This is a genomic window from Amycolatopsis sp. w19 (assembly GCF_051373225.1).
GTDB lineage: Bacteria > Actinomycetota > Actinomycetes > Mycobacteriales > Pseudonocardiaceae > Amycolatopsis > Amycolatopsis japonica.
This window is the reverse complement of sequence record NZ_JBPQFM010000003.1, coordinates 186645-207909: the sequence shown is the minus strand read 5'-3', so window position 1 is coordinate 207909 and position 21265 is coordinate 186645. Positions and strand designations below refer to the sequence as shown.

21 protein-coding genes and 1 pseudogene are annotated in these 21265 nt (G+C 69.1%); 7 read left to right on the top strand and 15 right to left on the bottom strand.

The window, feature by feature from the left end; genetic code table 11:
• Positions 1–33: 33 nt before the first annotated feature.
• Complete coding sequence (locus ACSMFO_RS08565; protein WP_436457863.1) at positions 34–1692, bottom strand: AMP-binding protein; 1659 nt, start codon at positions 1690–1692, stop codon at positions 34–36.
• Between the two features lie 133 nt (positions 1693–1825).
• On the opposite strand from ACSMFO_RS08565, the gene ACSMFO_RS08560 reads away from it, so the two are divergent.
• Positions 1826–2587 carry a PhzF family phenazine biosynthesis protein gene (locus ACSMFO_RS08560; protein WP_436458336.1) on the top strand — a complete coding sequence of 254 codons (762 nt, stop codon included), beginning with the start codon at positions 1826–1828 and terminating at the stop codon, positions 2585–2587.
• Positions 2587–2961: a YccF domain-containing protein gene (locus tag ACSMFO_RS08555; RefSeq protein ID WP_016337560.1), complete on the top strand. Its 375-nt coding sequence runs from the start codon at positions 2587–2589 to the stop codon at positions 2959–2961. Before ACSMFO_RS08560 ends, ACSMFO_RS08555 begins: the two co-directional genes overlap by 1 nt.
• Before the next feature lie 227 nt (positions 2962–3188).
• On the opposite strand, the gene ACSMFO_RS08550 is transcribed toward ACSMFO_RS08555, so the two are convergent.
• The 7 genes from ACSMFO_RS08550 to ACSMFO_RS08520 all read right to left on the bottom strand — a co-directional run bounded on the left by ACSMFO_RS08550 (position 3189) and on the right by ACSMFO_RS08520 (position 8424).
• Positions 3189–4004: a metallophosphoesterase gene (locus ACSMFO_RS08550; RefSeq protein WP_240599452.1), complete on the bottom strand. Its 816-nt coding sequence runs from the start codon at positions 4002–4004 to the stop codon at positions 3189–3191.
• A 37-nt stretch (positions 4005–4041) separates the two neighbouring features.
• Positions 4042–4836 carry an HAD-IIA family hydrolase gene (locus ACSMFO_RS08545; RefSeq protein WP_034308369.1) on the bottom strand — a complete coding sequence of 265 codons (795 nt, stop codon included), beginning with the start codon at positions 4834–4836 and terminating at the stop codon, positions 4042–4044.
• A gap of 10 nt (positions 4837–4846) precedes the next feature.
• Positions 4847–5911 carry a sulfate/molybdate ABC transporter ATP-binding protein gene (locus ACSMFO_RS08540; protein ID WP_436457861.1) on the bottom strand — a complete coding sequence of 355 codons (1065 nt, stop codon included), beginning with the start codon at positions 5909–5911 and terminating at the stop codon, positions 4847–4849.
• Complete coding sequence (locus ACSMFO_RS08535; protein ID WP_436457859.1) at positions 5908–6684, bottom strand: ABC transporter permease; 777 nt, start codon at positions 6682–6684, stop codon at positions 5908–5910. Before ACSMFO_RS08535 ends, ACSMFO_RS08540 begins: the two co-directional genes overlap by 4 nt.
• 70 nt (positions 6685–6754) lie before the next feature.
• A complete protein-coding gene (gene modA, locus ACSMFO_RS08530) occupies positions 6755–7516 on the bottom strand; it encodes a molybdate ABC transporter substrate-binding protein (protein ID WP_436457858.1) in 762 nt (253 codons plus the stop codon).
• Positions 7513–7917: a TOBE domain-containing protein gene (locus ACSMFO_RS08525; protein WP_005156143.1), complete on the bottom strand. Its 405-nt coding sequence runs from the start codon at positions 7915–7917 to the stop codon at positions 7513–7515. Before ACSMFO_RS08525 ends, modA begins: the two co-directional genes overlap by 4 nt.
• Before the next feature lie 33 nt (positions 7918–7950).
• Positions 7951–8424, bottom strand: a complete 474-nt coding sequence (locus ACSMFO_RS08520) for a MarR family winged helix-turn-helix transcriptional regulator (protein ID WP_038507866.1) — start codon at positions 8422–8424, stop codon at positions 7951–7953.
• Positions 8425–8502: 78 nt separating this feature from the next.
• Here ACSMFO_RS08520 and moaA point away from each other — a divergent pair, with 78 nt between their 5' ends.
• The 4 genes from moaA (at position 8503) to ACSMFO_RS08500 (ending at position 11874) form a co-directional block, all read left to right on the top strand.
• Complete coding sequence (gene moaA / locus ACSMFO_RS08515) at positions 8503–9567, top strand: GTP 3',8-cyclase MoaA (RefSeq protein WP_051972317.1); 1065 nt, start codon at positions 8503–8505, stop codon at positions 9565–9567.
• Position 9568: 1 nt separating this feature from the next.
• On the top strand, positions 9569–9823 hold the full coding sequence (locus tag ACSMFO_RS08510) for a MoaD/ThiS family protein (RefSeq protein WP_436457856.1): 255 nt from the start codon (positions 9569–9571) through the stop codon (positions 9821–9823).
• A gap of 111 nt (positions 9824–9934) precedes the next feature.
• Positions 9935–10786 carry a phosphatidylinositol-specific phospholipase C/glycerophosphodiester phosphodiesterase family protein gene (locus tag ACSMFO_RS08505; protein ID WP_436457854.1) on the top strand — a complete coding sequence of 284 codons (852 nt, stop codon included), beginning with the start codon at positions 9935–9937 and terminating at the stop codon, positions 10784–10786.
• Positions 10787–11241: 455 nt separating this feature from the next.
• Positions 11242–11874 (top strand): transglycosylase family protein, encoded by a 633-nt coding sequence (locus tag ACSMFO_RS08500; RefSeq protein WP_436457853.1) that lies wholly within the window; start codon positions 11242–11244, stop codon positions 11872–11874.
• A gap of 365 nt (positions 11875–12239) precedes the next feature.
• Here the strand turns inward: ACSMFO_RS08500 and ACSMFO_RS08495 are convergent.
• The 5 genes and pseudogenes from ACSMFO_RS08495 to ACSMFO_RS08475 all read right to left on the bottom strand — a co-directional run bounded on the left by ACSMFO_RS08495 (position 12240) and on the right by ACSMFO_RS08475 (position 17192).
• Positions 12240–13156 (bottom strand): annotated as a pseudogene (locus ACSMFO_RS08495) (molybdenum cofactor biosynthesis protein MoaE).
• The gene (moaC, locus tag ACSMFO_RS08490; RefSeq protein WP_016337573.1) at positions 13153–13623 is read right to left on the bottom strand and encodes a cyclic pyranopterin monophosphate synthase MoaC; all 471 of its coding nucleotides are present in this window, start codon (positions 13621–13623) and stop codon (positions 13153–13155) included. Before moaC ends, ACSMFO_RS08495 begins: the two are co-directional and overlap by 4 nt.
• 189 nt (positions 13624–13812) lie before the next feature.
• Entirely contained in the window at positions 13813–15360 is a 1548-nt protein-coding gene (locus tag ACSMFO_RS08485) for an alpha/beta hydrolase (RefSeq protein ID WP_436457851.1), read from the bottom strand.
• A gap of 148 nt (positions 15361–15508) precedes the next feature.
• Positions 15509–16909 (bottom strand): NAD-dependent malic enzyme, encoded by a 1401-nt coding sequence (locus ACSMFO_RS08480; protein WP_436457849.1) that lies wholly within the window; start codon positions 16907–16909, stop codon positions 15509–15511.
• Positions 16910–17009: 100 nt separating this feature from the next.
• Positions 17010–17192, bottom strand: a complete 183-nt coding sequence (locus ACSMFO_RS08475) for a hypothetical protein (protein WP_037335631.1) — start codon at positions 17190–17192, stop codon at positions 17010–17012.
• A 93-nt stretch (positions 17193–17285) separates the two neighbouring features.
• Between ACSMFO_RS08475 and ACSMFO_RS08470 the strand changes: the two genes are divergently transcribed.
• A complete protein-coding gene (locus tag ACSMFO_RS08470; RefSeq protein ID WP_436457848.1) occupies positions 17286–19529 on the top strand; it encodes a helicase-associated domain-containing protein in 2244 nt (747 codons plus the stop codon).
• A 180-nt stretch (positions 19530–19709) separates the two neighbouring features.
• Here the strand turns inward: ACSMFO_RS08470 and ACSMFO_RS08465 are convergent, their stop codons facing one another.
• Together ACSMFO_RS08465 and ACSMFO_RS08460 are read right to left on the bottom strand one after the other, a co-directional pair.
• Positions 19710–20303 (bottom strand): hypothetical protein, encoded by a 594-nt coding sequence (locus tag ACSMFO_RS08465; RefSeq protein ID WP_436457846.1) that lies wholly within the window; start codon positions 20301–20303, stop codon positions 19710–19712.
• 496 nt (positions 20304–20799) lie between these two features.
• Positions 20800–21114, bottom strand: a complete 315-nt coding sequence (locus ACSMFO_RS08460; RefSeq protein ID WP_436457845.1) for a hypothetical protein — start codon at positions 21112–21114, stop codon at positions 20800–20802.
• Positions 21115–21265: the final 151 nt, after the last annotated feature.

Here is a 21265-nt window from a genome sequence, read left to right as displayed (position 1 = left end):
CGCGACAACGGTGTGACAGGTTGCCTCGAAGTGTCAGGCGTGCTTGGTCGACGCCGCCTTCTCCAGCCCGAGGATGCTGATCGACTCCGCGCGCATCTCCACCTTGCGCACCTTGCCGGTCACCGTCATCGGGAACTCCTCGACGACATGGACGTAGCGCGGGATCTTGTAGCGCGCCAGCTTGCCCTCGCAGAACTCCCGCACCGCTTCGGCCGTCAGCGGCTCCGCGCCCTCGCGCATGCGGACCCAGGCCATGAGTTCCTCGCCGTACTTCTCGTCCGGGACACCGATCACCTGCGCGTCGAGGATGTCGGGATGCGTGTAGAGGAATTCCTCGATCTCGCGCGGGTACAGGTTTTCGCCGCCGCGGATGACCATGTCCTTGATGCGGCCGGTGATGTTGACGTACCCGTCGGCGTCCATGATCGCGAGGTCGCCGGTGTGCATCCACCGCGCCGCGTCGATCGCCTCGGCCGTCTTGTCGGCCTGTTCCCAGTAACCCAGCATCACCGAGTAGCCGCGGGTGCAGAGTTCGCCCGGTTCGCCGCGCGGCACGGTCAGCCCGGTCTCCGGATCGACGACCTTGACCTCCAGATGCGGCCCGACCCGGCCGACCGTCGACACCCGGCGCTCCACCGAATCGTCCGCGCGGGTCTGCGTCGAAACCGGCGACGTCTCGGTCATGCCGTAGCAGATCGACACCTCCGCCATACCCAGCCGGTCGATGACCTGCTTCATCACCTCGACCGGGCACGGCGAGCCCGCCATGATCCCGGTCCGCAGCGAGGACAGGTCGTGGGAAGCGAAGTCCGGGTCGGCCAGTTCGGCGATGAACATCGTCGGAACCCCGTACAGGGACGTGCATTTCTCGGCCGCGACGGCTTCGAGCGTGGCCTTCGGCTCGAACGCGGGCGCCGGGATGACCATGCAGGCGCCGTGACTCGTCGCCGCGAGATTGCCCATCACCATGCCGAAGCAGTGGTAGAAGGGCACGGGGATGCAGATCTTGTCGGCTTCGGTGTAGTTGCAGAGTTCGCCGACGAAGTAGCCGTTGTTGAGGATGTTGTGGTGGCTGAGGGTGGCACCCTTGGGGAATCCGGTGGTTCCGGAGGTGTACTGGATGTTGATCGGGTCGTCCGCGGAGAGTTCGGCCTGCCGCTTCACCAGCGGCTCGCGGTCGGCCTTGCGGCCGATCTCCAGCATCGACGGCCACGCGGGGCTGTCGAGCAGCACGACGTGTTCCAGCGCCGGGCACTTCGGGCCCGCTTCGGCGATCATGCCCGCGTAATCCGAGGTCTTGAACGAATTCGCGGCCACGATGAGCTTGATGCCGGCCTGGTTCAGCACGTATTCGAGTTCGTGCGAGCGGTACGCCGGGTTGATGTTGACCAGGATCGCGCCGATCTTCGCGGTGGCGTACTGGACGCAGGTCCACTCCCAGCGGTTCGGCGACCAGATGCCGACGCGGTCGCCCTTGGCGATCCCGAGGTCGAGCAGCCCCAGCGCGAGCGCGTCCACTTCGGCCGCGAGTTCGGTGTACGTCCAGCGTTTCCCGGCCGCGCGGTCGACGAGCGCGTCCCGGTCGCCGAAGGCGGCGACGGTGCGATCGAAGTTGTCGCCGATGGTGTCCCCCAGCAGCGGGGTGTCCGAGATTCCCGATGCGTAGCTCGGTACTGCGGGGGCGTCGGGCATGGAGACTCCTGCGTTCGGCGGCATCGACGCGTCGAGTCTAGGAACGTGGCGTGACGGCGGCCACCTGCAAGTGGAGACCACCTCAGGGGAAACCCGGAGGCCCGCTCCGGCGGCGGCCGATATCGTCGAGGACATGCGCCTCTACATCGTCGATGCCTTCACCTCCGAAGCCTTCGCCGGTAACTCCGCCGGCGTGGTGCTTCTGGACGCTCCGGGCGACGCGGGCTGGATGCAGTCCGTCGCCGCCGAGCTGAAGCACGCCGAGACGGCCTTCGTCGAGGTCGGTGGCGAAGGGCCGAAGTCGCTTCGCTGGTTCACGCCGGAGACCGAAGTCGACCTGTGCGGGCATGCGACTCTGGCGACCACGCACGTCCTCGGCGGCGAGCAGACCTTCACGACGAGAAGCGGCGAGTTGCGCTGCCGCGCCGAAGACGGCTGGGTGTCGATGGACTTCCCGTCGGATCCGCCCCGCGAGTCGGACGACGATCTGTCGTCGATCCTGCCGGGCCTGGAGTTCGAGTACGTCGGGCGCAGCAAGCACAACCTGTTCGCGGTGGTGGACGACGCTTCCGTGGTGCGCGCGCTCGCGCCGGACCTGGCCGCGCTGCGCGCGCACTGGAACGGACGGCTCATGGTCACCGCACCGGGTGACGTGGACGGGATCGACTTCGTCACCCGGTTCTTCGCGCCGGGCGTCGGCATCGACGAAGACCCGGTCACCGGCTCCGCGCACTGCGTCCTCGCGCCGTACTGGGCCGCCCGGCTCGGCCGCGACAAGCTCGTCGGCGAGCAGGCCTCGGCCCGCGGCGGCATCGTCCGGATGAGTCTCGAAGGCGACCGTGTCCTGCTTTCGGGGCAGGCGGTCACCGTGGCCAGCGGGGAGTTGCACGTCTGATGCGCCTGATCCTCAACGTCATCTGGCTCGTGCTGTGCGGCCTGTGGATGGCACTCGGCTACATCGTCGCCGGCATCATCTGCTGCATCCTGATCGTCACCATCCCGTTCGGGCTGGCGTCGTTCCGGATCGCGGCGTACGCGCTCTGGCCGTTCGGCCGCACCGTGGTGGACCGGCGCGACTCCGGGGCCGCGTCGACGATCGGCAACGTCATCTGGTTCATCTTCGCCGGCCTTTGGCTCGCCATCGGGCATGTGCTGACCGGGGTGGCGCTCTGCATCACGATCATCGGGATCCCGCTGGGCGTGGCGAACTTCAAGATGATCCCGGTGTCGCTGATGCCGCTGGGCAAGGAGATCGTCGAGCTCCCCTGAGGCTTGACCGGGGGTTGCGAAAGCCACTTTCGCAACGTTGAAGGTTGCGAAAGTGGCTTTCGCAACGTCGGCGGTGGCGGGGCCCGGCAGCCGCCGGAAGACGTGCCCCGACCACGCTACCGCCGCCCTTCGCTCGTCCCTGTAGTACATGAAGGCCCCCTTCCTTGCGCCTGGCGCAAGGAAGGGGGCCTTCATGTACTACGGATGCCCAACCGGACCCGCCAGGCTCAGTCCTCGGGCTCCCACGGCAGCGGGATGATCAGGCAAGGACCGCCGACGAACAACCCGCCGTCGATCCCCAGCGCCTTCCCGCCCGCGTAGAGATACGGTCCCTCGATCTGCGCGGGGTGGATCCCCAGCTGGTCCGCGATGACGCTGTGCCCGTGCACGATCCGCTCGCCGCCGAGCCGGTCCATGAGCTGTTGCGCGACGTCGGCGCCCTCCGGGCCGCGGAAGGCGTACCGCGTGGTCATCCGCCGCCACACGTCCCACCAGGCTTCGATGTCGCTGCCTTCGAGGATCTCGCGGCCACGCGCGTTGATCCCGTCGATGTCCTCGCCCCAGCCGAGGTACTCGAGCGTGTCCGAATGCATCAGCAGGTGATCCGCGGCCAGCGTCAGCATCGGGCGCGAGGTCAGCCATTCGATGTGCTGCGGGGTGAGCCTGTCCTGGTCTTCGAGCAGCCCGCCGTTGATCTCCCAGCTGCGGGCGAAGCTGCGCGGCCCGAAGTCGGACGGCACCTCCGTGTCGCCGAAGTGGTACATCCCGAGCAGCAGGATCTCGTGGTTGCCCAGCAGCGTCCCGCAGTGCCCGCCCGCCGTGGCGGCCTGGCGTTCCAGCCGCATCACCAGGTCGATGACGCCGACGCCGTCGGGCCCCCGGTCGACGAAGTCGCCGAGGAACCACAGGGTCGCTTCGCCGCCGGCCCAGTCGTCGTCGGAGTCGAGCAGCCCCTTCTCCCGGAGCGCCTCGGCCAGCTCGTCCCGGTGTCCGTGCACGTCACCGACCACATAGGTCGGGGACGTGGGCTGATCGTCGTGCATCGTCTGACGATAAGCCCTCCGCCCGCCGTCGTGTCGCTCAGCCTTCGCCGAAGGGGTCGCCGGTGCGCCCGACCAGATCGGCGATCGAGTCGATGATCTTGGTCGGCCGGTACGGGTAGTGCTCCGCGCTCTCCCGCGTGGAGATGCCGGTGAGCACCAGGATCGTCTGCAATCCGGCCTCGATTCCCGAGTGGACGTCGGTGTCCATCCGGTCGCCGATCATCAGCGTCGACTCCGAATGCGCGCCGAGCCGCCGCAGCGCGGACCGCATCATCAGCGGGTTCGGCTTGCCGACGTAGTACGGCGAACGGCCGGTCGCCTTCTCGATCAGCGCCGCGACCGAACCGGTGGCGGGCATCGAGCCCTCCATGCTCGGGCCGGTGGCGTCCGGGTTGGTGGCGATGAACTTCGCGCCGCCTTCGATCAACCTGATCGCGCGGGTTATCGCGCTGAAGCTGTACGTCCGCGTCTCGCCGAGGACGACGTAGTCCGGGTCGCGTTCGGTCAGCACGTAGCCGACCTCGTGCAGCGCCGTGGTCAGCCCGGCCTCGCCGATCACGAACGCCGAGCCGTTCGGCCGCTGCGACGCGAGGAACTTCGCGGTCGCCAGCGCCGAGGTCCAGATGGCCTCCTCGGGGATGTCGAGACCGGTCCGCTCGAGCCTCGCCCGCAGGTCGCGCGGGGTGTAGATCGAGTTGTTGGTCAGCACCAGGAAGCCGATGTCGTTGGCGCGCAGCTCCTTGAGGAACTCGTCCGCGCCGGGCACGAGATGCTCCTCCTGCACCAGCACGCCATCCATGTCGCTGAGGTAGGTCCAACGGCGCTCGTTCATGTCGCCGAGCTTAGTGATCCGAGACGGCGTGAACAGCCACGGACGCCGCCTTGACCGAAAGATTGACCGGTGTGCCGGGTTCGAGCGCCAGTTCGGCGACCGCGGCCGGGGTGAGATCGGCGGCGAGACCCGCCGCCCAGCCCGCGCCGCGGGCCCGGACGCGGATCACCGGTCCGTGTGGTTCCAGCGCGTCGACGATTCCCTCGACGGTGTTGCGCGGGCTGCCCCGGTGCTCGCCGTCGCGCAGGTACACGGCGACGGCGCTGGGCGCGAAGACGGCGACGGCTGCTTCGCCCTCGACGACGTCCTCGGCCGGGATTCCGGCCAACTGCCCGCCTGACGTGCGCAAACCGCCTTCGACGGCGACGCCGGGCACCAGGTTCAGCCCGGCGATCCGCGCGGTGAACGCCGTGCGCGGTGCGGAAAGGACCTTGCGGGTCTCACCGCGTTCGACGATCCGGCCGCCGTCGAGGACGGCGACGTGGTCAGCCAGCGCCAACGCGTCGAGCGGGTCGTGGGTGACCAGGACGGTCGGCGGCCCGGAACGCAATACCCGGCGGAGCAGCCCCCGGATGGCGGGCGCCGCGTCGACGTCCAGTGCCGCGAAGGGCTCGTCGAGCAGCAGAAGCCCTGGTTCGGCGGCCAGCGCCCGCGCGATCGCGACCCGCTGCGCCTGCCCGCCGGAGAGCTGGGCGGGCCGTCGGTCGGCCAGTTCGAGCGCGTCCACTTCGGTCAGCCACTCCCGCGCGCGCCGCTTCGCCTCGGCGCGCCCGGCTCCGGTCGAGCGCGGCGCGAAGGCGACGTTGTCCAAAGCGGACAGATGAGGGAAGAGCAGGGCGTCCTGGGAGAGCAGGCCGATCCCGCGCGCGTGCGGCGGCAGGCCCGCCAGGCCGCGCCCGCCGAGCGTGATCCGTGCCCGGTCCGGCCGGAGCAGACCGGCGAGGCAGCCGAGCACACTGGATTTGCCCGACCCGTTGGGGCCGAGCAGCGCGAGCACACCGCCGTCGGGGACTTCGAAGCCGACGTCCAAGGTGAACTCGCCACGCCGGAGCGCGATCTCGGCCGAAAGGGTCACGACCGGACTCCTTCGAGCGCGCGCGGCCGGGCGAGCGCGATCACCGCGACGGCGACCAGGATGAGCAGCAAGGCGAGCGCCACGGCGCTGTCGACGTCGACCTCGGCCTGGGTGTAGACCTCCAGCGGCAGGGTCCTGGTCACCCCTTCGAGGCTTCCGGCGAAGGTGATCGTCGCGCCGAACTCGCCCAGGGCCCGAGCGAAGCTGAGCACGATGCCCGACCCCAGCGCGGGCAGCAGCAGCGGCAGCGTGACCCGGCGGAACACCGTCCACGGCTTGGCGCCGAGCGTCGAAGCGACCCGTTCGTACCGGTCACCGGCGCCGCGGAGGGCGCCTTCGAGACTGACGACCAGGAACGGCATCGCCACGAACGTCTGCGCGATGACCACGGCGGCCGTGGTGAACGGCACCTGCTCGCCGGTCAGCGTGGTCACCAGGACGCCGAGGAAACCCTTGCGGCCCAGCAGGTACAGCAGCGCCAGGCCGCCGACCACCGGCGGCAGGACCAGCGGAAGCAGCACCACCGCGCGCAGCACGCGGACACCGCGCGCCCCCGAACGCGCGAGCACCACGGCGAGCGGGACGCCGAGCAGCACACAGGCCACAGTGGACAGTCCGGCGGTGAGCAGCGAGAGTTTGAGCGCGTTCAGCGAGGACGTCGAGGTGATGAGGCTCGGGAAGCGCGTCAGGTCCGAACGCGCCAGCAGGCCGACGACCGGCAGCACCACCAGCGCCAGCGCGCAGATCGCCGGCGGCCACAGCACCCACGGCACCCCCGCATTTAGTCCTCTGAATGCGGTCGTTGCGCGTGCATCTACCGCATCCAGAGGACGAAACGCGGGGTCACGGCGTGCCAAAACCGACCTTCGCCAATTCCTTCTTGCCTTCCTCGCTGAGCACGAAGGACCTGAACTGCCTGGCGAGGTCGGCTTGCGGAGCGTCCTTCACCACCGCGATGGGGTAGTTGTTGATCGCGCCCGCGGCCTCGGGGAAGTCCACTTTGTCCACCCTCCCGGCCGCCGACGTCGCATCGGTGACGTAAACGAGCCCGGCGTCGGCGTCGCCCGACTGCACCTTCGCGAGCACCGACTTGACGTCCTGCTCCTCACTGGCGGGCTTGAGCGTCACCCCGGACGACTGCTGGACCTTCTTCGCCGCCGACCCGCACGGCACTTGCGGAGCGCAGACGACCACGGTCAGCCCGTCCTTCGCGAGGTCGGCCAGGCCCTTGATGCCCTTGGGGTTGCCCTTCCCGACCGCGATGGCGAGCCGGTTGGTGGCGAACACCGACGGCTGTCCGTCGAGCACCTCACCCTTGGCCGCCTTGTCCATATTGGCCTGATCGGCGGAGGCGAACACGTCCGCCTTGGCGCCCTGGGTCAGTTTCTGCACCAGCGCCGAGGAGCCCTCGAAGCTGAACTTCACGGTCACCCCGGAGTTCTGCTCTTCGAACCGCTTGCCCAGCGTCCCGAACGACTCGGTCAGCGACGCCGCCGCGAACACGGTCAGCGTCCTCGACTCGATCGTCACGGTCACTGGCTGATCCGAACCGCAGGCCGTCGCGGCCAATGCCAGCGCGAGCAGGGCGGGGGCGAGTCTCCTCATCGGCTTCCTTCCGGGGTTTCGATCACGACGGTGGTCGCCTTGACGACGGCGACCGCGAGCACCCCCGGCCGCAGCCCGAGTTCGCGGACGGCTTCGGCGCTCATCAGGGAGACCACTCGATGCGGCCCGCACTGCAGCTCGACCTGCGCCATCACCTTGTCCGTGACGACCTCGGTGACGAGGCCGACGAAGCGGTTGCGCGCGGAACGACCGACGTTCGAGGGATCCTCGGGCTGTTCGGCCTGCGCCTTGGCGAACGCGGCGAGCTCGGCGCCGTCGACGACCTTGCGGCCCGCCGAGTCGTCGAACGCGGTGAGCTGGCCGGCGCGGACCCAGCGGCGGACGGTGTCGTCGCTGACGCCGAGCAGACGAGCGGCCTCAGACAACCGGAATTGCGGCATGCCTGGCAGATTACTTCCGCAGATACGGAAAAGCTATGGTCGCGAAGAAGTGCCGGGGAGTTCGTCGCGGAGGCCATCGAGCAACGCGCTCTGGAATCGCTCCAGCACTTTCCGCTCGTCGGGAGAGAACTGTTCGAGCACCGACTTCATGTTCGTGTACGCGGATTCGAAGAGCGGCGCGTACTGCTCCATGGCGCCGGGAACGACCTCTATCAGGACCTTCCGGCGGTCGGCGGTGTCGCGGACGCGGCGGGCGAGACCCGCCTTCTCGAGCCTGTCCATGACGCCGGTCACAGCGCCCGTCGACAGCCCGGTCAGCTCCGCGATCCTGCCCGCTGTCAACGGTCCCGGCGCCTGCCCGGCGAGTTCGAGCACCTTGTGGTCGGTGGCGGACAGGCCCATCCGCTCGGCGATGCGCGCGTGCCGGAGAACGGTCAGCGTGCTGCTTTCCCTGCCGAGATGGGCGAACCGGGCCAATTCGTCCGCCGAGAGCGGATATTTCGCCATCCGGAAACCCTCCCGATTCGGTACCTTCCGAATTCTAGACAGTCGGTTTTCGCCCGCTTCGGGGTTAGTCTGGTGTCAATGACAGCAGTCGATCTCGGGTTTCCCCGTGTCCCCGGTACACGTGGTCGCCCCAGCGTGCCCAGGCCGGACAATCCCGCTCTGATCGATACCTTCGGCCGCGTGGCGACCGACCTGCGGGTGTCGCTCACCGACAAGTGCAATCTGCGCTGCACCTACTGCATGCCCGCCGAAGGGCTCGAATGGATGCCGAGCGCGGACGTGCTGACCGACGACGAACTCGTGCTCCTGCTGCGGATCGCCGTCGAACGGCTCGGCATCACCGACATCCGGCTCACCGGCGGCGAACCGCTGCTGCGTCAAGGGCTGGAGAAGATCGTCGAACGGGTCGCGGCGCTCGAACCGCGACCGCGGCTTTCCATGACCACCAACGGGATCGGGCTCGCGAAGCGCGCGAAGTCGCTCGCCGACGCCGGGCTGGACCGCATCAACGTCTCGCTGGACACCGTCGACCGCGCACTGTTCGAGACGATCACGCGTCGCGACCGGCTTTCGCACGTGCTCGCCGGGATGGCCGCCGCGCGCGAAGCCGGGCTGGACCCGGTGAAGGTCAACGCGGTGCTGATGCGCGGCCTGAACGAGGACCAGGCCGTACCGCTGCTGAAGTTCTGCCTCGCCGAGGGGTACCACCTGCGGTTCATCGAGCAGATGCCGCTGGACGCGCAGCACGGCTGGAACCGCGGCGACATGATCACCGCCGAGGAGATCCTCGGCATGCTCGGCGAGGAGTTCTCGCTGTCGCCGTTCCCCGCCGCGCGAGGCGGGGCGCCCGCCGAGCGCTGGCTGGTCGACGGCGGCCCTGGCGACGTCGGCGTCATCGCGTCGGTGACCCGGCCGTTCTGCGGCGCCTGTGAGCGGACCCGGCTGACCGCGGACGGCGCGGTGCGCTCGTGCCTGTTCAGCAACGACGAGACGGATCTGCGTGCCCTCGTGCGCGCGGGCGCGCGCGAAGAAGAGGTGGCGGACGCCTGGCGGGCGACCATGTGGGGCAAGCTCGCCGGACACGAGATCAACGAGGCCGGGTTCGCGCAGCCGATCCGGCCGATGAGCGCGATCGGCGGCTGACATGGTGACCATCGTGGTGCGGTACTTCGCGTCGGCCCGCGCGGCCGCCGGCCTCGACGAGGAGAAGGTGACGCTCCCGGACGGCGCCCGCGTCGCCGACGCCGTCGCCCGCCTTCGCGAACTCCACCCGGAGAAGCTGCCGAAGCTGCTCGACGCGGTCTCCTATCTACTGGACGGCGTCGCGGTGCGGGATCTCACGCGGCCGCTCACCGACGCGGCCGAACTGGACGTCCTGCCCCCGTTCGCCGGCGGCTGACGTATCGCTCACCGTCGCTGACCTGCGCGAACCTCGAAAGTGGTAGCAAAGGTCCCTTGCTCGCCGTCTCGAATTCACCGTCCGGTCGCCGAAGCAGCCGAGGATGCGCCAGTGATCACTCCCCGCCGTATCCTCGCCGCGCTGCTCGCCGCGGTCGCCGCCACGAGCCTCGCGACCGCACCGGCCTCCGCCCACGAACGCGGCGTCAAGCCGCTGCCGCAGGCGCACAGCCACAACGACTACGAGCACACCCGTCCGCTGCAGGACGCGCTCGATCAGGGCTTCACCAGCGTCGAGGCCGACATCTACCTGGTGGACGGGCAACTGCTGGTCGCCCACGACCTCGCGGACACCCGCCCGGACCGCACCCTGGAGTCGCTCTACCTGGAGCCGCTGCGCAAGCGCGTGCTGGCCAACCACGGCGTCGGCGTCTATCGGCAACGCGCGGAGTTCCAGCTGCTGATCGACGTCAAGGGCGACGCGAACAGCACCTACGCGGCGCTCGAGAAGCGGCTGTACGACCCGCGCTACTCCTTCCTCTTCTCTCTGTACGCGTTCGGACACGTGAAGAAGCGGGCCGTCACCGCCGTGATCTCCGGCGGGCGCCCCAAGGACGTCATGCTCGGGCAGAAGTTCCGGCTCGCCTTCTACGACGGCCGGATCAAGGACCAGAACGACCTCGGCATCGGCTCGGACCCCCGTGTCACCCCGCTGGTCTCGGACTCCTGGACGGGGCTGTTCACCTGGACCGGCGAAGGCCCCTTCCCCGCCGAGGAGCGGGTGAAGCTGCACGATCTGGTCAAGCGGGCCCACGCAGCGGGTCAGCGCGTGCGCTTCTGGGCCACGCCGGACGCCGCCGGGCCCGGCCGTGACGCGTTGTGGAAAGAGCTGGTCGCCGCCGGGGTCGACCACCTGAATACGGATGACCTGCCAGGGCTGGCGAACTTCTTGAGGTCTCGCTAAAGTGCGCGGCCCATTCGCGCGCGAAGGCGCACGAATGGGCCAGTCATCCCTTAATCCACGTGATGCAAGCCTCACGATCCGTGAATTATCTCGGTCAGGAAACGGCCAGATAACGGCCCGCTGACCTGCATAAACAGCCGAATCGTTATGGGTTGCGTGCTGTTACTGTGATGTAGGTCACAGCTCGAATAATTTCCGTAGCGGCCGTTCGTTACGTACCGTCGCTTTTCGGTTGGCCCCGACCGACCACGCAACACCGGGAACCCGTAGCGCCGAGCCCTGTCCAACGGATTCCCGGACCCAACCCCGAGCGAAAGCATTTCCGGACAGGGACGAGGGGACCGAGCCGACGCGTCGTGCGTCAGGCGAAGTCAGCCGGCCCGCAACGGCCGGCCAGGACCCGCGGGTCTTCCCTCAGCACCGGCTCGTAGGCGCAGGGAGCGAGATCTATTCACATGTCTTACCGAGGCAAGCACCGCAAGATGTCCGCCGCCACCCGTCACATCGCCCGCGTCGCCATTGCGGGTGTCGCGGTCGGCGCTCCCCTCGCAATCGCCGCGACCCCCGCGTCGGCGACCAACTGGGACGCCATCGCGCAGTGCGAGAGCAGCGGCAACTGGAGCACCAACACCGGTAACGGTTACTACGGTGGTCTGCAGTTCTCGCAGAGCACCTGGCGCGCCTACGGCGGCACCGGCAGCGCGCACAACGCGTCGCGTGAGCAGCAGATCGCCGTCGCCGAGCGGGTCCTCCAGGGCCAGGGCATCGGCGCGTGGCCGCACTGTGGCAAGAAGGGCGGCTCCGCCAGCCCCGCCAAGGCCAAGTCGAGCGCCCCGAAGGCCACCAAGAAGGTGACCCCGAAGAAGTCGACCGCGCCGGTCCAGAAGCAGCAGGCTCCGGCCCCGGCCGCGAACGTCGCCAACTCGAACCCGGCGGGTGACTACACCGTCGTGGCCGGCGACACGCTGTCGAAGATCGCTTCCAAGTTCAACGTCCAGGGCGGCTACCAGAAGCTGCAGCAGCTGAACAAGGACTACGTGTCGAACGCCGACTTCATCGTCGTCGGCCAGAAGCTCGCCACCAAGTGAGCTCTTGAGCACGAGTAAGTCGTGATGCCCGCGGGATTCCCCGCGCGGCCACGTCACGACTGACAAGGCCCCACCGCGCCATTCCCCCGGCGGTGGGGCTTTGTCGTGTCCGGGGTGGGTGTCGGGTTCGGTCCGTGAAGGCTCGCCCCATTGCCAAGTACATGAAGGACCCCTTCCTTGCGCCTGGCGCAAGGAAGGGGTCCTTCATGTACTTGGCTTCACGGACTGGGAACACAGGGCGCGGCGTGAGCGAAGGCGTGACTCGCGTGATCAGGGACGTGACTCGCGTGACTGGAGGCCGCACTCGCGTGCTCCGCCTTCGATCACGTGAGTGGGGGTGCCAAGTACTCCAGGTGCCCAAGGTCCTACGGCGAGTTGACCCATTCGTCGCTGCCGTCGCTGAAGTGCTGGTGCTTCCACACCGGCAGCCGCGCCTTGACCTCGTCGACCAGCTCCGAGCAGGCGGCGAAGGCCTGGCCCCGGTGCTCGGCCGCCACGGCGCACGCCAGCGCGACGTCCCCGATGGCCAGCGCGCCCAGCCGGTGGCTGACGGCGACCGCCCGCACGCCTTCCCATTTTCCCGAGAGGTCCGTGACGACCTCCGCGAGCACGTCGGCGGCGCTGGGGTGCCCTTCGTAGGCGAGCCTCTCCACCGACCGTCCGCCGTCGTGGTCCCGGACGACCCCGCCGAAGGTGACGACGGCGCCCGCGGCCGCGTCGTCCACCAGCCGGGCGTGTTCTTCGACCGAAAGCGGCTCGTCGACCACCGCGATCCGTGCGACCCGAACGCTCACTGCTGTGCCTCCCGTGGGTGGTCGCCGCCCGCCAGCTGGTCGACGGCGTGGTCGAGGATCCCGTCCAGTACGCCCAGGCCGTCCTTCACCCCGCCGCGTGAACCGGGCAGGTTCACCACGAGGGTCCGGCCCGCGACGCCCGCGACGCCGCGCGAGAGCACGGCGGTGGGCACCTTGGGCAGTCCGGCGGCGCGGATCGCGTCCGCGACGCCGGGGAGTTCGTAGTCGAGGACGGCGCGGGTGACGTCCGGGGTGCGGTCCGTCGGCGAGATGCCGGTGCCACCGGTCGTCACGATCACCTGGACCCCGGCCGCGACGGCGTCCCGCAGGGCTTCGCCGACCGGTTCGCCGTCCTGGACGACGACGGGCTCGGGCACTTCCCAGCCCCGCGAAGCGAGCCAGTCCGTGATGACCGGGCCGGTCGTGTCCTCGTAGACGCCCTTCGCGGCACGATTCGACGCCACGATCACCCTCGCGACCCGGTTCACGGCCGCTCCCAGGTCCCGGTCTTGCCGCCGTCCTTGCGGATCAGGCGGACGTCGTCGAGGGTCGCCGCCGGATCGACGGCCTTGATCATGTCGTGCAGCGTCAGCCCGGCGACGGCGACGGCGGTCAGCGCCTCCATCTCGACGCCGGTCCGGTCGTTCGTCTTCGCGGTCGCGGTGATGTGCACGGCGGTCTCGTCGAGGACGAACTCGACCTTCACCCCGGACAACGCGATCTGGTGGCAGAGCGGGATCAGCTCGGGCACCTTCTTCGCGCCCATGATGCCCGCGATCCGCGCGGTCGCGAGCGCGTCGCCCTTGGGGAGCCCGTCCGTCGCCAGCAGGCCGAGCACCTCGGCCGTGGTGTGCACGGTGCCGCCCGCCAGCGCGGTGCGGGCGGTGGGCGTCTTGCCGGAAACGTCGACCATACGGGCGGCACCCGTATGGTCGACGTGGCTGAGTTCACTCACGCCCAGCAGGCTAGTCCTCAGTACCTGCCGGCGGAGCCGAGGTCTGTCCGGCGAGGCGCCCACGCGTGAACCCGCCCGGCCGAAGGCCTCGCTATCGCGGTGGCAGGCGCCCTACCGGCTCACCGTGAGGTGGATTACCGGCCGGCGCCTGCCGACGCCGATCGCGATCGCGGGTTCACCTCAGAAGGTTCAGAACATCCGCTGCTTCGAGCGAACCTCGCCGAGGGCCTTCTCCCGTTCCTGCCGCTGCTCCGGCGTCATCGAGGCGAAGAGCCCGCCCCGGTCCGCGGCGCAGGCCGTGTCGTGCGCGGGACGCTTGCCGTCCACGAGGAACCGGTTGACGGCGTTGTTGCCGCAGGCGTTCTCCGAGCTCAGCCAGACCCCGTGCCCACCGTCGTCGACCGACACCATCCGCGCCCGGTCGCCCAGCGCGCGCCGCATCTCCTTGGCCCCGCTCAGCGGGGTCGCCGGGTCACGCAGGTTCTGCACGACCAGGATGTTCGACGGACCGCGGTCGCCGATCCGCACCTGCGGCTCGATCGGCTCGGACGGCCAGTAGGCGCACGCCCAGATGTTCGCCGCGGCGGCGCCGAACATCGGGTACCGCACCCGGTCCTTCTCGACGTTGCGCTGGTAGGCCGCGACCTTCTCCGGCCAGTTCACGTCGTTGCACACCACGTGCAGCTGCGCGGACAGCAGCTGCGCCACGTCGAGCTGCTGAGCCTGAGCGGTCTGCTTCACGACGCCTTCGGTGTCGAGCGCCTGCCACTGCTGGGCCAGCACCGGGAAGGAGCTGGTCGAATACAGCGAACCGAACGTGCCTGCCCGGAAGGCCGCGCCGTCCACCCCCGGGACCGCGCCGCCGTCGAGCTTGGCGACGAGTTCGTAGAACTTCGCCGTCACCTGCTGCGGAGTGCGGCCGAGCCCGTAACTCGCGTGCCGCGCCGCCGCCCACTTCGCGAAGTCCGGGAAGCGGTCCTGGAACCCCTCCGCCAGCCGGCGGGACCCGGTCGTGTCGAGCCCGCCCGGACCGGTCGCACTGTCGAGCACGACGCGATCGGTCTGCCGCGGGAACAGCGTCGAATACACGGCGCCCAGGTACGTGCCGTACGAGACGCCGTAGTACGAGAGCTTCTCCTCGCCCAAGGCCTCCCGGATGCGGTCCATGTCGCGGGCGGTGTTGGCCGTGGTGATGTACGGCAGGTTCGCGGCCGTCTTCGAGTCACCGCACTGCTTCGCGACGCCCTCGACGTACTTCGCGCGCTCCGCCACCGCCGCGGCGTCGCGCGCGTACGGCGGGACGTTGCTGACCTGCTGCTCGGGCTTGAGGTCGCAGGTGACCGGCGTGCTGCGGCCGATCCCGCGCGGATCGAAGCCGATGATGTCGTACGCGTCGAGCACGCTCGACGGCATGCCCGCCGACCGCAACCCCGCGGGCATCGTCAGCCCGGGACCGCCGGGTCCACCCGGGTTGGTGAGCATGATGCCGCGCCGCTTCGCCGGCTTGGCGCTGGCGAGCTTCGAAATGGCGACGTCGATCGTCTTCCCGCCCGGGTTCCGGTAATCGAGCGGGACCTTCAAGGTGGCGCATTGCACGCCGGGCGCGGCCGCGTCCTCCGGACACGGCCCCCAGCTGACAGACGAAACCGCGGCGGACGCCGTGGCCGGTACGAGTACCGCCATGGTGACCGCCGCGGCCGTGAGTGTCCCGATCCTGCTCAGGACAGAGCGAGTCATCCCCAACCCCCGTCATGATCGACTTCCTGGTCGGAGTCGAGCCTATGAGCGGGCCATCGGCGGAGTCGTCACCCTGAAGTCGGCCTCGATGTCGGTCTCAGTGATGACGGCGCCGCCGAATGGAGCAAGGGACCTTTGCTACCACGTCCTAGGACTGAGCAGACTTCGCAGCCTTCGCCGCCTTCTTCACGGCTTCGGCGACCGCGGGGGCGACGGCGTTGTCGAACACGCTCGGCACGATGAACGAAGCGTTCAGCTTGCCGTTGTCCACGACGTCCGCGATGGCGTCGGCGGCCGCGAGGAGCATCGAGTCGTCGATGTGGTGCGCCTGCGCGTCGAGCAGCCCGCGGAAGACGCCGGGGAACGCGAGCACGTTGTTGATCTGGTTCGGGAAGTCGCTGCGGCCGGTGGCGACCACGGCGGCGTGCTTCTGCGCCTCCAGGGGGTCGATCTCCGGGTCCGGGTTGGCCAGTGCGAACACGACGGCGTCGGATTTCATGGTCGCGACCTGCTCGGCCCCGAACAGGTTCGGCGCGGAGACCCCGATGAACACGTCGGCGCCGACGAGCGCCTCGTGCAGCGTGCCCGCCTGCTGCTCCTTGTTCGTGTGCCCGGCGATCCAGGTCAGGTTGTCGTCGAGGTTGCCGCGCGCGGAGTGCACGATGCCGTCGATGTCGGCGGCCACGATGTCGCCCGGGTTCTTGCGCAGCAGCAGGCGGATGATCGCCGAACCCGCCGCGCCGACGCCGCTGACGACGATCTTGCAGTCTTCAATGTTCTTGCCGACCACACGAAGGGCGTTGCGCAGCGCGGCGACCACGACGATCGCGGTGCCGTGCTGGTCGTCGTGGAAGACCGGGATGTCGAGCTGCTCACGCAGGCGCTTCTCGATCTCGAAGCAGCGCGGCGCGGCGATGTCCTCGAGGTTGATGCCCGCGTACACCGGCGCGAGCGCCTTCGCGATCATGATGATCTCTTCGGTGTCCTGGGTGTCCAGGCAGACCGGCCACGCGTCGACGTCGGCGAACTTCTTGAACAGCGCCGCCTTGCCCTCCATCACCGGCAGCGCGGCGGCCGGGCCGATGTTGCCGAGCCCCAGCACCGCGGAGCCGTCGGTGAGCACGGCGACGGTGTTGCGCTTGATGGTCAGGCGGCGCGCGTCCTCGGGGTTCGCGGCGATCGCCTGGCAGACGCGGGCGACACCCGGCGTGTACGCGCGGGAGAGGTCGTCACGGTTGCGGAGCGCGACCTTGGGGCTGACCTCGATCTTGCCGCCGAGGTGGATCAGGAACGTCCGGTCGGAGACCTTGCGCACGCGGACGCCCGGCAACGAGTCCAGGGTCTGCGTGATGTCCTGCGCGTGGTTCTCCGACAGGGCGTTGGCGCTGATGTCGACGACGATCGATTCGGGGTGCGACTCGACGACGTCGAACGCGGTCAACACGCCGCCGACCCGGCCGACGGCGGTCGTCAGATCACCCGCCGCGGTGGACGACGCGGGGGCCTCCACCCGGACGGTGATCGAATATCCGGGACCGGGAACCGGCATGGCACTACCCCCGCTGAGGAAAGCTCGAATAGGTCGATCGAAAACCTACTCCCGTGACGACCGCCACGAACCCTCGCAGGGGTAACCCGCCAGTAGCTTCTTACCGGTTGATCTCGGTCTCGGGGTGCACGTACGGCACCGCGTCGAGGGGGAAGGTCACGTCGCCGAACGGGGACAAGGCGCCCTGCCGATCGGACGCGAGCTCGGTGACGGGGTGCTCTCCGTCTTCACCGGGCCACGTGGGGTCGATGCCCGCGCGCTTCTTGTTATCGCCCTTCGCCACAACGTCCTCCAGAGCATGGTCAAGCCGTTCTCAGGGGACAGTCTGCCCGAACGCGGCTGCCGGGCCACCACCCGCCCGGTATCCTGGTCGTCTATGCCCGCGCCATCCCTGGCGGACTGGCTGCGCCAGGAGTCCGACGACGCCCTCGCCGCGCTGCTGCGCACGCGTCGCGACCTGTCCACGCCACCCCCGTCCGACACCATCGTGCTCGCCACCCGGGCAGGCACGCCGGGCTCCGTCGCGCGTGCCTGCGAAGACCTCGACACCTTCACCCTCGCTGTACTCGACGCCCTGCTGCTGGCCGGAGCGGACACCGATCCGGTCGCCGCGGCCGAGGTCGCGCGGCTCGCGGGCACGGAGATCGGCGAGGCGCTGACGCTGCTGCGCAAGCGGGCCTTGGTCTGGGGTGACGACGACGCGCTGCGCGTCCCGCCGTCGGCCCGCGACGCGCTCGGCCCCTTCCCCGCCGGGCTCGGGGTCTCGTCTCCCTCACTCGCCGGAACGGATATCGAGGCCGCGCTCGCGGAGGTCGGCGAGGACGAACGCGCCCTGCTGACGACGCTGGCCGCCGGGCCGCCGATCGGCCGCACCCGCGACGCGTCGGCGGACGTCCCGCTGGAACGGGCGCAGAACCCCGTCCAGCGGCTGCTCGCCAGGGGACTGCTGCTGCGCCGGGACGACCAGACCGTCGAGCTGCCGCGTGAGATCGGGATCGCGCTGCGCGGCGGGGTGGTGTTCGAGCCGGCGTCGCTGCGCGAGCCGGAGCTCCCCGTCCATCCGCACCAGCAGTCCACTGTGGACACAACGGCGGCCGGCGAGGCGATGGAGTTCTTGCGCCAGACCGAAAACATGCTTCGCGCCTGGTCGGAGTCGCCACCACCGGTGCTGAAGTCCGGCGGGCTCGGGGTCCGCGAACTGAAGAAGCTCGCGAAGGATCTCGACGTCGACGAGGCGCGGGTGACCCTGCTCGCGGAGATCGCGGTGGGCGCCGGTCTGGTGGCCGACAGCGAAGCGACCACGCCGGAATGGGTGCCGACGACGCTCACGGATTCGTGGCTCGCGTCGCCGACCGCGCAGCGCTGGATGACGGTCGCGCAGGCCTGGCTCGAACTGCCCCGGCTGCCCGGTCTCGCCGGCGGGCGGGACGCGAAGGACAAGCCGATCGCGCCGCTTTCGGAAGACCTGCGCCGTCCGCTGGCGCCCACTTCGCGGCGCCGGATCCTCCTCGCGCTGGCGGCACTGCCCGAAGGCGCCGGTGTGAAGAGCACCGACGAGCTGGTCGCCGCGCTCGCCTGGCGCGCGCCGCGGCGGGGCGGGCGGCTGCGGGACGAGACCGTGCGCTGGACGATGGCCGAGGGGGCCGCAATCGGCCTGATCGGCCTCGGCGGGCTCACCACGGCGACCCGGGCGTTGCTGGCCGAGGATCGCCCCGGGGCGATCGAGGCGATGCTCGACGCGCTGCCTCGTCCGGTGGACCACGTGCTCGTCCAGGCCGACCTGACCGTGGTCGCGCCGGGGCCGTTGGAAGCGGAACTCGCGGCGGAGATGACCGCCGTCGCCGACATCGAATCGGCCGGGCACGCGACCGTCTACCGGATCACCGAGACGTCCGTGCGGCGCGCGCTCGACACCGGGCGGACCGCGGGCGAACTGCATCAGCTGTTCACGTCGAAGTCGGCGACGCCGGTGCCCCAATCGCTGAGCTACCTCATCGACGACGTCGCCCGGCGGCACGGACGGCTGCGCGGCGGGGCCGCCGAGTCGTTCCTGCGCTGCGACGACGCGTCGCTGCTCGCGGAGGTCATGGGCAGCCCCGTCGCGACGGAGTACGGCTTGCGGATGATCGCGCCGACAGTGCTCATCAGCGCGTACCCGCTCGCCGAAGTCCTCGACGCGCTCCGCGCCGCCGGGTTCGCTCCGGCCGCCGAAGGCCCCGACGGACGCGTCATGGACATCAGGCCGTCCGGACGCCGCCTGCCCGCGAAGGCGCGTGCCGCGCGTCGCGCGCCCGGAGAGCCTGCCGGGCTGACCGACGAGCAGGTCGGCAAGATCGTCGGTCACGTCCGGGCCGGCGACGCCGCTTCGGCGCGCCGACGGGGCGAGACTGTGCGCGCGCCGCAGGGAGGCGGCGCCGGGGACACGTCCGCGACGCTGGCGTTGCTGTCCCAGGCGACCATGGAACGCCGCGAGGTGTGGATCGGGTTCGTCGACTCACGCGGGACGGCGAGCCAGCGGGTGGTGCGGCCGCTGCGGGTCGGCGGCGGGGTCCTCGAAGGGACCGACAACGAGCGCTACCCGCTGCACCGGATCACGTCGGCCGCCTTGGTGGAGGACTGACCACGCCCCGCATTTAGTCCTCTGAATGCGGTACGGGTGCCCCGCGCTCGCATCCGCAACGTGCTTTACAGCCATGACTGATCTACACTGTGTTCGGAGCGTGACGTCGCGGACGTCAGGCGAGTCGCAAGGCCAGGTGCACCCGGGGCAGACCGGGACCCTGGCCTTACGCATGTCCGCCTAGCACCTGGTCTCCACGTCGATCTCGTACACGAGATCTTCGATCAGCCGCCGATAGCCGGGTTGCCCGTCCTTCGTGGCCCTGATCGCGCCGGCGACGATATCCGCGGCCCAGAGCAAGGGTTCGTCCTTGCCTTTCTCATGGACGACCCGGAACCGGGTGCCCTTTGGCAAACCGAATCTGGCGCCTCTGACCGTCTCGACATCCCGAGCGTTCAAAGTGGCTGTCCGTGACTCGAGGACGAGCATTTCGACGTCGAACGCGGAAAGCTCGAGAGTCAGACGCCGAAGGCAACCGGTCCGGGCCCGTTCCTGCCGCCGCCGGGGTACCGGGGAGCCGACCGCGACAAGGTGGAATCCGTCGAGGTCGGCGAGGGTCTTGACGGCGGCCGCTTGTTCCGCAGGATCCATCTCGTTCCAGTGGAGTTTGGGGATTCGCCGCCTACCCCGGAGCTCCGCCATGACGATCCGGGCTTCGTCGTGTACCGCTGGGTCGAAGACGGCGGCCACCAGTACGTAGAAGCCGTCAACGTCGGATTCCTTGAAGGATTCGTCACCGAACGCGAGGATCAGCGGCCGACCACCTGATGACATAGCGTGATTTTAGGTCACGACATGTACTCATGGTCTCCGCGTCGCCTTGCGTGCTCGCATTTACCCACTGCACCGGATCACGTCGGCCGCCCCGGCGGAGGGCTGACCACTCTCCGCATTTATTGAGGGTAAGTCGAACATGGCGTGATCGGACCCTGCCGCGCGGGATTCCGGAATGACTGGCGGGAATGACTCCGGCGCGATGCGTCCACAACGGACACCCTGCGCGGATTGAGTACCCGATTTATGTCATGATGTCCGGTTCCCGGGAGGGTCGTGAGTGACAAAGAGGGTTAGAACGACCATTGCCACTCACGACCCCCGGACAATACTGCGCAAAGTGCCCAAATCGGACGGTTTGATCTCGTAAAGTGACCTTTTTGGACAGTCCGAGGGGGATGCTAGGCCTCGGTGGCGAGCCCGCTCGCACCGCCGACTCCATCACGCCACCTTTGACTTACCCCTCAATAGACCGCTAAATGCGCAGCTACGCGAGTTACTCGGTGCGTAGATCCTTCAGCACCATCGACATGGCCTCGCCGTGTGTCGGCCAATCCGGCGTCCCGATCCCGACCGAATGCAGGGCGGACCGGACGGCGGCATGAGCCTTCGCGATCGCGTGCGAGCGATCATCGCCGGAAACATCGGCCTCGATCTCCATGACCGCTCGTCCGCCATCCGCGGAGACCGCGATTCCTTCGAGGCAGCGTTCCTGCTCGAGCAGCGCTCGCATCACCTTGTCGCAGTAATCGAAGAGATCACCATCGCCGTCGGCGATGAACACCCAATGCGCGTGAACCGTCACAGCCATCGGTAACCCCCTTCGATCTGGTAGCAAGGCACCGCTCGGCGTCAGGCCGACGGATCTAATCGAGACGCGACACAGTTTGCTACCGAACGCGCTGATACATCACCGCAAAGTAGTCACCTTGAGGGCGACTTGCACCGGCGCGCATTTAGAG

Bases quoted from the DNA above. Each gene is read 5' to 3' on its own strand.
- ACSMFO_RS08565 (WP_436457863.1), bottom strand. From the start codon at position 1,692: ATGCCCGACGCCCCCGCAGTACCGAGCTACGCATCGGGAATCTCGGAC.
- ACSMFO_RS08560 (WP_436458336.1), top strand. From the start codon at position 1,826: ATGCGCCTCTACATCGTCGATGCCTTCACCTCCGAAGCCTTCGCCGGT.
- ACSMFO_RS08555 (WP_016337560.1), top strand. From the start codon at position 2,587: ATGCGCCTGATCCTCAACGTCATCTGGCTCGTGCTGTGCGGCCTGTGG.
- ACSMFO_RS08550 (WP_240599452.1), bottom strand. From the start codon at position 4,004: ATGCACGACGATCAGCCCACGTCCCCGACCTATGTGGTCGGTGACGTG.
- ACSMFO_RS08545 (WP_034308369.1), bottom strand. From the start codon at position 4,836: ATGAACGAGCGCCGTTGGACCTACCTCAGCGACATGGATGGCGTGCTG.
- modA (WP_436457858.1), bottom strand. From the start codon at position 7,516: ATGAGGAGACTCGCCCCCGCCCTGCTCGCGCTGGCATTGGCCGCGACG.
- ACSMFO_RS08525 (WP_005156143.1), bottom strand. From the start codon at position 7,917: ATGCCGCAATTCCGGTTGTCTGAGGCCGCTCGTCTGCTCGGCGTCAGC.
- ACSMFO_RS08520 (WP_038507866.1), bottom strand. From the start codon at position 8,424: ATGGCGAAATATCCGCTCTCGGCGGACGAATTGGCCCGGTTCGCCCAT.
- moaA (WP_051972317.1), top strand. From the start codon at position 8,503: ATGACAGCAGTCGATCTCGGGTTTCCCCGTGTCCCCGGTACACGTGGT.
- ACSMFO_RS08510 (WP_436457856.1), top strand. From the start codon at position 9,569: ATGGTGACCATCGTGGTGCGGTACTTCGCGTCGGCCCGCGCGGCCGCC.
- ACSMFO_RS08500 (WP_436457853.1), top strand. From the start codon at position 11,242: ATGTCTTACCGAGGCAAGCACCGCAAGATGTCCGCCGCCACCCGTCAC.
- ACSMFO_RS08485 (WP_436457851.1), bottom strand. From the start codon at position 15,360: ATGACTCGCTCTGTCCTGAGCAGGATCGGGACACTCACGGCCGCGGCG.
- ACSMFO_RS08480 (WP_436457849.1), bottom strand. From the start codon at position 16,909: ATGCCGGTTCCCGGTCCCGGATATTCGATCACCGTCCGGGTGGAGGCC.
- ACSMFO_RS08470 (WP_436457848.1), top strand. From the start codon at position 17,286: ATGCCCGCGCCATCCCTGGCGGACTGGCTGCGCCAGGAGTCCGACGAC.
- ACSMFO_RS08465 (WP_436457846.1), bottom strand. From the start codon at position 20,303: ATGTCATCAGGTGGTCGGCCGCTGATCCTCGCGTTCGGTGACGAATCC.
- ACSMFO_RS08460 (WP_436457845.1), bottom strand. From the start codon at position 21,114: ATGGCTGTGACGGTTCACGCGCATTGGGTGTTCATCGCCGACGGCGAT.